At 74.4% G+C, this 11,281-nt stretch carries 12 protein-coding genes; 5 read left to right on the top strand and 7 right to left on the bottom strand.

The annotated features are described in order from the left end of the window. Window positions 1-105 precede the first annotated feature (105 nt). On the top strand, window positions 106-834 hold the full coding sequence (locus tag BX266_RS39100; RefSeq protein WP_180290723.1) for a peptidoglycan-binding protein: 729 nt from the start codon (window positions 106-108) through the stop codon (window positions 832-834). 163 nt (window positions 835-997) lie between these two features. On the opposite strand, the gene BX266_RS34740 is transcribed toward BX266_RS39100, so the two are convergent. The 6 genes from BX266_RS34740 to BX266_RS34715 form a co-directional block, all read right to left on the bottom strand. Further along, a complete protein-coding gene (locus BX266_RS34740) occupies window positions 998-1,522 on the bottom strand; it encodes a hypothetical protein (RefSeq protein ID WP_099906531.1) in 525 nt (174 codons plus the stop codon). After that, complete coding sequence (locus tag BX266_RS34735) at window positions 1,519-2,889, bottom strand: DUF58 domain-containing protein (protein WP_099906529.1); 1,371 nt, start codon at window positions 2,887-2,889, stop codon at window positions 1,519-1,521. Before BX266_RS34735 ends, BX266_RS34740 begins: the two co-directional genes overlap by 4 nt. Next, window positions 2,886-3,920: a MoxR family ATPase gene (locus BX266_RS34730; RefSeq protein WP_220659701.1), complete on the bottom strand. Its 1,035-nt coding sequence runs from the start codon at window positions 3,918-3,920 to the stop codon at window positions 2,886-2,888. Before BX266_RS34730 ends, BX266_RS34735 begins: the two co-directional genes overlap by 4 nt. A 44-nt stretch (window positions 3,921-3,964) precedes the next feature. Next, window positions 3,965-4,459 carry a hypothetical protein gene (locus BX266_RS34725; RefSeq protein ID WP_099906527.1) on the bottom strand — a complete coding sequence of 165 codons (495 nt, stop codon included), beginning with the start codon at window positions 4,457-4,459 and terminating at the stop codon, window positions 3,965-3,967. Next, window positions 4,456-5,427, bottom strand: coding sequence for a DUF4129 domain-containing protein (locus BX266_RS34720; RefSeq protein ID WP_120314448.1), 972 nt, complete (start codon window positions 5,425-5,427; stop codon window positions 4,456-4,458). The genes BX266_RS34725 and BX266_RS34720 overlap by 4 nt, the downstream gene beginning before the upstream one ends. 327 nt (window positions 5,428-5,754) lie before the next feature. Further along, window positions 5,755-6,927 (bottom strand): PP2C family protein-serine/threonine phosphatase, encoded by a 1,173-nt coding sequence (locus BX266_RS34715; RefSeq protein WP_099908639.1) that lies wholly within the window; start codon window positions 6,925-6,927, stop codon window positions 5,755-5,757. 105 nt (window positions 6,928-7,032) lie between these two features. Here BX266_RS34715 and BX266_RS34710 point away from each other — a divergent pair, with 105 nt between their 5' ends. From BX266_RS34710 to BX266_RS34700, 3 genes are all read left to right on the top strand, one after another. After that, window positions 7,033-7,524 (top strand): MarR family transcriptional regulator, encoded by a 492-nt coding sequence (locus BX266_RS34710; RefSeq protein WP_099906523.1) that lies wholly within the window; start codon window positions 7,033-7,035, stop codon window positions 7,522-7,524. Window positions 7,525-7,691: 167 nt separating this feature from the next. Then, window positions 7,692-8,087 carry an STAS domain-containing protein gene (locus BX266_RS34705; RefSeq protein ID WP_099906521.1) on the top strand — a complete coding sequence of 132 codons (396 nt, stop codon included), beginning with the start codon at window positions 7,692-7,694 and terminating at the stop codon, window positions 8,085-8,087. Window positions 8,088-8,286: 199 nt separating this feature from the next. Next, window positions 8,287-8,955 carry a hypothetical protein gene (locus BX266_RS34700; protein ID WP_099906519.1) on the top strand — a complete coding sequence of 223 codons (669 nt, stop codon included), beginning with the start codon at window positions 8,287-8,289 and terminating at the stop codon, window positions 8,953-8,955. A 112-nt stretch (window positions 8,956-9,067) separates the two neighbouring features. Here the strand turns inward: BX266_RS34700 and BX266_RS34695 are convergent, their stop codons facing one another. Beyond that, window positions 9,068-10,237 carry a serine hydrolase gene (locus BX266_RS34695; RefSeq protein ID WP_099906517.1) on the bottom strand — a complete coding sequence of 390 codons (1,170 nt, stop codon included), beginning with the start codon at window positions 10,235-10,237 and terminating at the stop codon, window positions 9,068-9,070. A gap of 341 nt (window positions 10,238-10,578) precedes the next feature. Here BX266_RS34695 and BX266_RS34690 point away from each other — a divergent pair, with 341 nt between their 5' ends. Further along, window positions 10,579-11,214, top strand: a complete 636-nt coding sequence (locus BX266_RS34690; RefSeq protein WP_099906515.1) for a TetR/AcrR family transcriptional regulator — start codon at window positions 10,579-10,581, stop codon at window positions 11,212-11,214. Window positions 11,215-11,281: the final 67 nt, after the last annotated feature.

Below are 11,281 nucleotides of genomic sequence, written 5' to 3'. Positions count from 1 at the left end.
CCGCTCGGCATCGTCGGCCGCAGCGGGAGGTGATCGACGCCTGCGAGTTCGTCGGTCCGCGGAAATCCGAATGTCCCCACCACCTTCGTGGAAGGTGTGATCACGATGTCCAGAACCATGTACGACGCGGTGACGGTGTCCAACATCCCGTCCGATGCCGAGATGGTCGCCGGGTACGTCGACGGCCAGTTCGCGAACATGACCGAGATGACGGCGAGGTTCCCGCAGGCGGTTCGGGTGCCGATCGCGGTGTTCGCCTCGACCGACGCCGGTGTGGTGCTCGATGTGGAGCCCGGCGACGCCGAGGTGGGCCAGGCGCCCGGTTGGGTGCAGCGCCGCCGCCAGGCCGGGGTGGATCCGACGGTGTACTGCGACTCCGGGCGATGGCCGCAGGTGCTGTCCGCGTTCGACAACGCGGGCGTCCCGCAGCCGCATTACTGGATCGCCCAGTGGGACGGCGACGCGACGATTCCGGCGGGGGCGGTCGCCAAGCAGTTCCGCACCACGGACGCCTGGGACAAGTCGGTGGTCGCGGACTTCTGGCCCGGCGTGGACTCGGCGGGGCAGGCCCCCGCCGGCGGCGGCTTCGCACCGTTCCCCGGCAAGTCGTTCTTCACGGCCGGCCGCCGGAGCCCGGTCATCGCGGCCATGCACGAGCGCCTGGTGGCCGTCGGCTGCAACCGTTACAAGTCGAACCTGGACAAGGACGTCTGGGGCAGCGGCGACGTGGCCTCCTACCGGGCGTGGCAGGAACACCTGGGCTTCAGCGGCGGCGACGCCGACGGGATCCCCGGCAGCACGAGTTGGGACCGGCTCCAGGTGCCGAACGCCTGACCGGAGCCGCCGGCGCGGGATCCGTCCCGAGGACGCCCCCGCCGGCGGCGTGCGCCGGGACAACCGGGCGGCCCGGGACGGTTCCTGGCGGACCGTCAGGTCCGCCCGGGCCCCTGGGGTCGAGGGCCGGCCAGGGGTGTTCGCGGTGCCGAACGCGGGGACGTCAGCCGCCGTCGGCCGGGCCCCGGACGGCCAGCAGGACGGCGGTGGCCGCACCCGCGACGGCGAGGACGGCGAGCAGCGGGGCCCAGCTGTCGACGGTGACGGGCAGCAGGGCGAGGGCGAGAACGGCGGCGGTGGCGGCGTAGGCCGCGACGGGGGCGCGCCGGCTGCGGAGTTGGCGGACGCCGGCCGGGCCGGCGGCGCGGGCGTCGGTGAGCAGCAGGTAGGCGAGCAGCAGGGCGGTGTAAGCGGCCGCGATCCACGGGCCGGGTCGGCCGAGGGCGGCGATCGCGACGGTGCCGGCGGCGAGCGCGGTGTTGCGGTGGTGGGCGAGTCGGCCGAGCCGGCCGGTGGTGGCGCGGACGGGGCGGCGGACGACGGTCGGGGCGGCCCACCAGGCGAAGGCGGTGACCGCGGCGGTCGCCAGCAGGGAGGGCACGCCGTGCCGGAGCAGGACGGGCGGGTTGCAGGCGGCGACGGCGAGTGCGAGTCCGATCGGCCGGCTGGTGCGGTCCTTGGGCGTCATCGGGACCTTCCCGGGATTCTGGCGCGCAGCAGGGGGGCGAGGGTCAGGTCGAGGCTCTCGCCGGGGTGGTGGGCGACGACGGGGATGCCTCTGCTGCGCACGGCGGCGCGCATGGCTTCGCGTTCGGCCTGCCACAGGTCGAGGGCGAGGGCCCCGGCCGGATCGTCGGCGGCGACCCGGGGGCTGCCGGTGGGGACCTCGACGACGACCAGCGGGGTGCCGCGGGCGGTGAGTTCGGCGAGGGTGTCGAGGATCCGGGGGTCGGCGAGCGGGGTGAGCGCGTACACCAGGGCGTCGGCGGGGACGGCGGCGGCCAGGCCCGCGGTGGGTGGGCGGTAACGGTCCCTGCCGCGTCGGTCGCTGGCGCTGCGGTCGGTGGCGCGCCGGTCCTTGCGGCGTGCGGCGAGCGGGTCGCGGGCGTCGAGGACGGTCTCGACGATGCGGTGGAAGTGGGCTTCGCCGCTTCCGGGGCGCAGCCAGCGCACGGTGGTGCCGACGGCGGCGACGCCGACCCGGTCGTGGCTGCGCAGGTAGGCGCGGGCGATGCCGGCGGCGGCGCGGACCGACTCGTCGAGGCTGGAGGTGCCGGTGGCGGGGTCCAGGTAGTCGGCGTGGGTGTCGATGAGGACCACGGTGTCGGCGGCGTGTTCGGCGGCGAAGCGGTTGAGCTGGAGCGAGCCGCGGCGCGTGGTGGAGGGCCAGTGGATGCGCCGCTGCCGCTCGCCCCAGGCGTACGGCGAGACGCCGACCACGTCGATGCCCTCGCCCTGGCGGCGGGCGGTGTGCTCGCCGATGGAGGCGGGCAGGTGGACGGGGACGGGCGTCAGCGCGGCGTCGCTCGGTACCGGGAACACCTGGGCGTGTCCGAGGTCGACGCGGACGGTGCTCCGGCTGAGGCCGCCGCGGTCGTGGACGTCGATGTCGACCGCGCCGAGGGCGGGGTGGCCCCAGCGTGCCACGGCGAGTTCCAGCTCCAGGACGGCGCCGGTGGTGGTGAGTTCGCGCAGTTCGACGCCGGGGCCGAGGTGGACGCCGGGATCGAGCCAGCTGGCCACGCCCGCGAACTGGACGCTGATCCGGGCGGTGAGGGTGTCGCCCTCGAAGCAGCGCCGCGGGGTGACCTCGACGGTGGCGGACGGCCGGGTCGGGCGGCTGCTGCCGGCCGCGGCGAGGGCGAGCAGGACGGCCGCGCCGGCGGCCGGGGCGAGCAGCCACGGTTGGCGCAGCAGGAACGCGGCGGCGACGGCGGTGACGGCGACGGTCGTCAGGCGCAGGGCACGGGCGGTGGGCCGCGGGCCGGCGGGCGGCTGCGGAGGGGGTTCGGCCGCGTCGGGGGCGTCCTCGCCGAGGGCGCGGGCGACGCTCACGCGTCGACCGTTGCGGCCGGGCGGTGCGGGTCGCGCTCCGGCGCGCCGCGCGGCACCGTCCGCGGGGCGGGGACGCGGGCGACCAGGGCGGCGACGACCTCGTCCGCGTCGATCTGGCGGACCCAGAGTTCGGGCCGGAGCGACACCCGGTGGGCGAGGGCGGGGACGGCGAGCGCTTTGACGTCCTCCGGGACGACGTAGTCCCGTCCGGCCAGGACGGCGCGGGCGCGGGCGAGTTGGATCAGGGCGAGGCCGCCGCGCGGCGAGGCGCCGACCTGGAGCTGCGGGTCGCTCCGGGTGGCGTCGAGCAGCGCGACCACGTAGTCGACCAGGTCGTCGGACACCTCGACCCGTTCCAGGGCCGCCCGCATGGCGAGCACCTCGCCCGGGTCGGTGAGCGCGGTCAGCTCGGCCTCGGGTGCGGCCCGGTCCAGGCGGGCGCGGAGCATCGCCGCCTCGTCCGCCACCGGGAGGTAGCCCATGCGCACCCGGAGCAGGAAGCGGTCGAGCTGGGCCTCGGGCAGGGTGTAGGTGCCCTCGTACTCGATGGGGTTCGCGGTGGCGATCACCACGAACGGGGACGGCAGCGGGTGGGTGGTGCCGTCGACGGACACCTGGGTCTCGGCCATCGCCTCCAGCAGGGCGGCCTGGGTCTTCGGCGGGGTGCGGTTGAGTTCGTCGGCGAGCAGCAGGCGGGTGAAGACCGGGCCGGGGCGGAACACCATCTCGCCGGTGCGCTGGTCGTAGAAGGGTGCGCCGGAGACGTCGGAGGGCAGCAGGTCGGGGGTGAACTGGATCCGCCGGAAGTCCAGGCCGAGTGCGGTGGCGAAGGAGCGGGCGAGCAGCGTCTTGCCGAGGCCGGGCAGGTCCTCGATCAGGACGTGGCCGCCGGCCAGGACGGCGAGCATGACCAGTTCGAGGGCCTCCCGTTTGCCGGTGACGGCCCGTTCGACCTCGTCGAGGACGGCGCGGGCGCGGGCGCCGGCCTGCTGCGGCGTCAGCGTGCCGGGGGCGGGGTGGGTGGTGGTCACGGTGCTCCTGGGAGGGATCGCGGTGGAGGGGTGCGGCCGGGCGGTCAGAGCCGGTGCAGCCGGTCGACGAGCAGGCGCAGGTCGGCCTCGGTGATCGGGCCGGGCGGGTCGGCGCGGGCCGGGTCGAGCCACGGCCAGACCTGAGGGCCGGTCAGTTCGGCGACCAGGTCGGGCTGGTGGTGGCGGGAGAGGCGGTGCCGCTCCAGCAGTCGGGCGTCGTACAGGCGCTGGATCCGGTGGCGCAGGACCGGCCCGTAGCCGTCCTGGCCGCGCAGGGACCGGTCGACCAGTTGCCGCCAGTCGCCGAGGTCGGCCCGCCGGGTGCGCATCCGGTGGGCGCTGTCCCGGTGGCCGCGGTCCTCGGCGTCGGCGCCGGCCACGTACCGGGCGATGGCCAGGGCGAGGACCGTCAGGGCCAGCGCGCCGCCGCAGAACGCGGGCATCCCGCCGACCAGGGCGAGACACGCCTCGGTCACCACGGCGAGGACGGCGGCGTACGCCAGGCTGTGGGCGACGCTGCCCGGGGCGGGAGGCTTCATCGGACGTCCTCGGGCAGCTGGGCCGCGGCTGCTGCCGGCCGGGCGAGGGCGGCGGCGAGGGCGTCCAGGGCCGCGGTGGCGCGGCGGACGTGGCCGCCGTCCATCGGGTGGGTGGAGTAGCGGGCCTCGCGGAACAGCTCCGCCAGGGTCTGCGCGTCGCGGGCCTCGCCCAGGTGGCCCGTTCGGGCGGCGCGGCGCAGCAGGTCGGTCGGGCTGTCGGAGTCCAGCAGGTCGACGCCGGCCTCGGCGAGCGAGACCTCCATCGCCTGGTAGCAGGCGATCACGGCGCTGCGCGGGTCCGAGCCGTCCAGCAGCGCGGCCCGTCCGGAGGCGACCGCGTCGGCCAGCACGCCGACGGTGGGCCCGGTCACCGTCCCGTCCAGCAGCGCCGGTGCGGGCCCGGAGCGCGCAATGCTGCGGCCCCGCCACCACCGGACGGCGACCACCGCGGCCCCCGCCACGGCCACGGCCAGAGCGAGCCAGAGCAGACCGGTACCGAGGTGGCCCGCCGAATGCGAGGCCGAGCTGTCCAGGTCGGCGACCGACCTGCCGGATCCGACCGCGCGCCCGGATCCCACGGGTGCCCGCGTCGGCGGCGGCGAATCAGGGACGAACGGAGCCGGGGCGGTGTCCCGGCCGTGGAACAGCAGAAGAGCGACCGGCACCAGGACCGTCCCGGCGACCAGCAGCCACCCCACCGCGTCGGCCAGCCGCCCGGCCCGGGCCGCGGGCGACGTCACGGACCTCCCCGCGGCGCGGAACCGCCGCGCGAGCACGCCGAACAGAACGGCAGTCCCGATCACCAGCAGGGCCACCAGCCCGGAATGGTGAGCCAGCGGCGCGACGCCGCGCGACGGGTGGGCGTCCGGGTGCAGGGCGAGGGCTGCCAGGGCCAGCCCGAGCACCGCCGCACCGGCCGCGGCCGTGCCCGCCGCTCCCCGACGACCGGCGCCGCCTCTTCGCGACATGGTGCTGACTCCCCCGTGCTCCCCCGCATCAGCCCGGTGCGCTGGTCGCGAACGCTCGGCCGACAGGCGGACAGCCTCGCACACCACCGAGCACTCTGTCAGCAGCCGAACGGCCCGACACAACTGACCCCCCGTCGACCGGAACCACCGGGCCGCAGCCCGTACCGGCTTCGCTCACTTCCCCGGACGGCGTCCGTCCCTGAGCCCGGCCGACCATCGGTGCCGCCGGGATCTGCTCGGCGAACGCCACTGCCCGAACCGGTCCTTCCCGCAGCAGGCCGCGGGCCCCGGGCGGTCAGGCGGTCAGGCGGTCAGGCGGTCAGGCGGTCAGGCGGGCGGTGCGTCGGTCGGGGCGGGGTGGCGGCCGTTCCAGTCGAGGCAGACGACGAGCGCGTCGTCGCGGGCGTCGTCGCCGCGGTGCGCGGCGAGGGCGGTCAGGATCGCCCGGGGCACCTCGGCCGCCGGCAGCAGCCGGGTCTCCTGGATGGCGCGCGCCAGCGCTCCGGTGCCGTACGCCTCTCCGGTCGTGGAGGCGACGGCGTGCACGCCGTCGCTGACGAAGATCAGCCGGTCGCCGCGCTCCACTCTGATGCGCTGCGCCAGGTACGGGGTGTCGTCGGCCAGGCCGAGCGGCAGCTGCGCCTCGAAGGGCACGTGCCGGACGGCGCCGTCCCGCAGCAGGAGCAGCTGCGGGGAGCCCGCGTCGACGATCTCGACCAGGCCGGTGTCGAGGTGGAACTCCAGCAGCAGCACGGAGACGTACGCCTCGCCCTGGTGCTGCCCGTACACGGCCTGGTCGGCCAGCGCGGCCTGGTCGGCGATGTCGACGCCGGCGCGGCGTGCGTTGCGCAGGGCGTTCACGGCGAGGTTGGTGAGCAGCGAGGCGTCGATGCCTTCGCCCATGCCGTTGGTGATGGTCAGGGTGAGCCGGTCCTCGGTGGCGGACCAGTCGAAGTTGTCGCCGCGGATGGCGTAGGCGGGTTCCAGCTGGGCGCCGATGGAGTACTCCTCCCGGGTGCAGGCGCGGGCCGGCAGCAGCTGCCACTGCATCTCGGCGGCCAGCGTGAGGCGGCTCTTGCGGCGGGCCTGCAGGTAGAGGTCGGTGTCCCGTTCGGCCACCACGATGTGGTGGCCGAGCACTTCGGCGATCTCGCGGAACTCCTCCTGTCGCTCTGGTGTGAGGCGGATGCCGTCCAGGCCGAGGCTCAGGACGCCGAGGCGGTCGCCGCGCACGGTCACCGGCAGGTGCAGCACGGCCGGGCTGCCGTCCGGCCCGGGTTCGGTGAAGGGCTGCTGGGAGCCGAAGGCCCGCCCGGGGGCGCTGCTGTGCACCGGGACCGGTTGGGCGGTGTGCGGCAGGTCGGTGACCCGTTGAAGCACCGTCAGGCTGTAGTCGGCGAGCTGCAGTTCGACCCTCGACACTCCGTACAGACGGGTGAGGTTCTCCCGTACGGCGTCCAACAGTGCGTAGGGGGCGGCGGTGCGCAGTGCGCGCTCCATGGCGAACAGGTTCTCCGTCACCTGGGTACTCCTTCTCCTCTTCGGTGTCGGCCGCGAGTGCCGACGGGTTGTCCTGCGCGGGGAGATGGGTGCCAGGATGGACCCATGGACCCCGTCTCGCCCTTCCCGAACCGCGCCGTCGACGCCTCCGTCGTGTCGTCGGTGGTGGAACTGCTGGAAGTGCTCTGGGGCGGCGGCCGCGAGACGGCTGCCTCGCCGGTGTCGGTGTCCCAGCTGCGCGTCCTCTACGTCCTGGCGGAGAACGACGGCATCAACCTGCGCACGCTCACCGAGACCCTGGAGTCGCGTCCCTCGTCGGTCAGCCGGCTGTGCGACCGGCTGGAGGCGGTCGGGCTGGTCCGGCGCGCGGCCAGCCCGACCAGCCGACGTGAGCTGGAGCTCCACCTGACGCCGACCGGGCTGGCCTTCCTGGCCGACCTGCGCGCCGCTCGGGAGCAGGCGCTCGCGGCGGTGCTCGACGACATGTCCCCGGCCGAGCGCGGCGCGCTGCTGACGGGGCTCAGTGCCTTCCGGGACGTCGCCGGCCGCCGTGCCGCTGACGGCGCCGACGTCGGGCCGGCCGTGCAGACGGCCTGAGCCGTCGGGGTTTTCCGGCCCCGCCGCGCCGGTTCGGTACGACGACCCGAAAATCGTTGCCGGACATGGAATGTTGTCGAAGCGCAAATGTTGCCTCTAGGGTGGAGGGACCGCAACGCGCGGTCCCGGGTGACGCCTTGCGTGCCGCCCGGTGAAGGGAGGCCTGTATGGCCGAACAACCGGCACCACGCGAGCAGCTGACCGCCACGGTCACGGTTCACGCGACCGTCGCTCACCTGCACCTGTCCGGCGAACTCGACATGGACACCGTCCCCGACGTCGAAGCCGCCGTCCGAACGGCCTTCCTGGGCCACCCCCGCATCATCATCATCGAGGCCTCCGCCCTGTCCTTCTGCGACTGCGCCGGGCTCGGCGCACTCCTGCGCGCCAGCCGGCGGATCACCGACACCGGCGGCGTCTTCCACCTGGAGAACCCGTCCCCCCGTCTGGTCCGGCTGGCGGCCCTCACCGGCACCAGCGCCGCCCTGGGCCTGGCGGCACCGCTCTCCCCGCCACGCCAGGAACCACGGGTCGACGCGCCCGCGATCGGCGCCGGGCGCTGAGGACCCGCCGACCAGCCCGGCCGCACCGGGGCAGGGCGCAGCAAGCGCGCTCATCGACCAACTCCTCTCCTCGGTCCGCCGTCAGGTTCGACGCCTACCCCGCCCGCGCAACCCCAGACCAGGCAATGTGCGGGCAGCACGCGACCTGTCGCGCCGGCGGGCCGCACCGTACGGTGTCTCCGGGGAGAGGGGGGCGGACGTGGAGTCGCCGCAACGGATCATCAGGCGGAACTGGGTCTTCTGGCAGCTTCTGATCTGCCTGGTCGGCGTCGCCGGGCTGCTCCTGGTCTACGCGGTGGTCCAGCAGAACCTCGCCCGGACGAACCCCGGCGGCGCGCCGATCCAGCTCCTCGACGTCCAGAGCGCGACCGCGGCCCTGCTCACCACGGGCAGCGGACTCCTGGCCCGGGGCCAGTACGCCACGGCGACCCGGCCGATCATCGGTTTCGACGGGCGGGTGATCCGGATGTCGCCGGGCTCGGACGAGCTGGTCTGGGGCTGCCAGATCCGCAACGGCGCGCAGGACGCGGCAACCGTCTGGGACCTCAGGTACTCCGTGCAGTTCGCCGGGGACGCGCCGTCCGCCCCCACGCCCTGGCTCGAGTTCGACGCCTTGGTGGAGGAGTTGGAGCGCATCGGGCTGCGCACCGACGTCGACTGCATGGTCAAGATGTGGGCCCGCGGGGCCCCGCTGGCCGGCCAGGAGCGTGCCATGATCGGCTGGTTCGGCCCGCGTGCGATGAGCACGATCCACGCGCTCCGGGTCCGCGTCCAGGTGGTCGACCGGGTGGGCGACCTGCACGAGAGGTCGCACAACCTCTTCAACGGGGCACGGCGGACGCCCGAGCAGGCCACCCTGGACTGGTAGCGCCACCGGCCGCCCGCCGTGCGGACGCAATTCGGTCGCCTCGACTCTCGTCGCCTCCCACCACACGGTGCGACCCCGCAGCCCGGTGGCTGCGGGGTCGCCGTTGCGGGTGTCAGCCGTTCGTCGGGGCGGGGAGGTCGCCGAACACCGCGTCGACCAGGCGCTGCGTGGCGGCCTGGAACGCGGGGCCCAGGGAGAGGGTGGTGTCGTCCACGTAGTTCAGCCCTGCGGTGAGGGTGGTGCTGCCGTCGTGGGAGCTGTACATGAGTGCGCCGTGGCCGGCGATGCCGCCGTTGTGCTTGACGAGGGTGCCGTGGCCGGTGTCCTCGACGAACACCCCGAGTCCGTAGCCGGTGGGCGAGTGCGGCGTCAGCATCTCCGCGAGCAGGGGGGCCGGCAGGAGTCGACCGCTCGTCAGGCCCGAGATGAAGAGGTGGAGGTCCCGGGTGGTGGAGATCATGTCGCCTCCGCTGGAGATCCAGGACGGGTCCTGGACGGTCACGTCGACGGTGGTCTCCCGACCGTCGTCGTCGTAGCGGTAGTAGGCGTGGGCGTGCGGTTCGGGGATCGCGGTGGTGTCCGGGACCTGGGTCCGGGTGAGCCCGAGCGGGGACAGGACGAGCCGGTGCATCTCCTCGGCGAGGGTGCGTCCGCTCACCGCCTCGATGATCAGCCGGGCCAGTACGTAGTTGGTGTTGGAGTAGCTCCAGTCCGTTCCGGGTTCGAACCGGGCCGGCTTGGACAGGGCCAGGCGGGCCAGGTCCTCGGTCGGGTAGTGCGTGAACCGGGACTCGACCCACCGCTTGCCCTGCCAGGGGATCCCCGGCACGAGGATCGCACCGTTCCACGGAATTCCCTCGACGTCCGCGTCCGCGGGGTGGATCTCGCCGGTGAAGTTGAAGACGCCGCTGGTGTGCTGCAGCAGCATCCGCACCGTGATCCGCGGGTCGATCGGGAGTTCGGGAAGGTAACCGCCGGCGGGCGCGTCGAGCGCGAGGGCGCCTTCGGCGACCATCTGCAGCACCGTCGCCGCGACGAAGGTCTTGGTGTTGCTGCCGATCCGGATGTGCCCGTCGGTCGGAGGCGGGGCGGACTCGCCCAGCACGCCCGTCCCGGCGCTGCCGACCCATTCGCCCTGGCGGTCGTTGACCCGCAACTGGATGCCGGTGAACCCGGACTCGACGATCTCCTGGAGCAGCCGGGCCAGGGCGGGCCGGTCGGGTGCGGCGCGGTCTTCGCCGGGGTTCTCGGGTGCGAGTACCTGATGCGTCGGGTTGGTCATGGAGCTGTTCCTCACTGGATTGGGCAGGTGTGTCGGATGGCGGCGCGGCTCGGCCGTACGAGGACGGGTCGCGCGGGTCACGTCGTGAGCGGCGATCGCCGCTCGCCCGGGCGGAGCCGGGCGGGTCAGGGAGGCCTGGGCGCGGGCGCGGCGTCGGCGCGGACACCGTCCCGAGGGGCGTTCGGGGCGTGGCTACCGGGGTGGGGCTGGCTGGGCACGGTGGACTCCCTGCGGAGAGCGGGTGGTGAGAGAAACGGTACGTGTCGTTTCTGGCGGTGAGTCTGCACCAGGCCCGGGATGCCGTCAATACGGAACGTGTCGTTTCCGGTAGGCTCCGTGCCATGGCAGACCAGAACGCACCGGCCCGGACGCCACACCGGCCTCGCAGCGAGGCGAGCCGCCGCGCCATCCTGAACGCCAGCCTGGATCTCTGCGCCGACCAGGGCTACGGCCCCGTGACGGTGGAGGCGATCGCCGCTCGGGCCGGGGTCAGCAAGAAGACCATCTACCGCTGGTGGCCCTCCAAGGGCGCGGTCGTCCTGGAGGCCCTGGACGACGCGGCGAACCCCGCCGCCGACTTCCCGGACAGCGGGGACCTGCGCACCGACCTGATCACGCAGATGGACGGTCTGGTCCGCGGGCTGTTGTCCGACCGCCGCTTCGGCCAGGCCTTCGTCGGACTGATCGCCGACACGCAGCACGACCCCCAGCTGGCCCGGGACACCGTCGACGACCTCTTCCGCCCCCGGATCGAGGACGCCCACCGCCGGCTGGCCAAGGCCCGCGACGCCGGACAGATCCGTCGGGACGCCGACCCGGCCCTGGTCATCGAGCTGCTCTACGCGCCGCTGTACTACCGGCTCCTGCTCCACCAGGGAGAGTTGCAGAGCGCCGACGAACTCCGGGTGCTCGTCGACCACGTCCTGCGATCCGTCGCACCCGAGCCGGACGCCGTCCCGGCAGCTCCGGACAGGTAGATCGGGGAAGGTTCCCCGGAGGTGCCGGCAGAGCGGGCGGCACGGTGGCGTGCGGGCCGGGAGGCGG

Origin of the sequence: Streptomyces sp. TLI_171 (assembly GCF_003610255.1) — a bacterium.
Classification (GTDB): Bacteria; Actinomycetota; Actinomycetes; order Streptomycetales; family Streptomycetaceae; genus Kitasatospora.
Note: the sequence above shows the minus strand (reverse complement) of the source record. Positions and strands in the feature narration are given on the sequence as shown.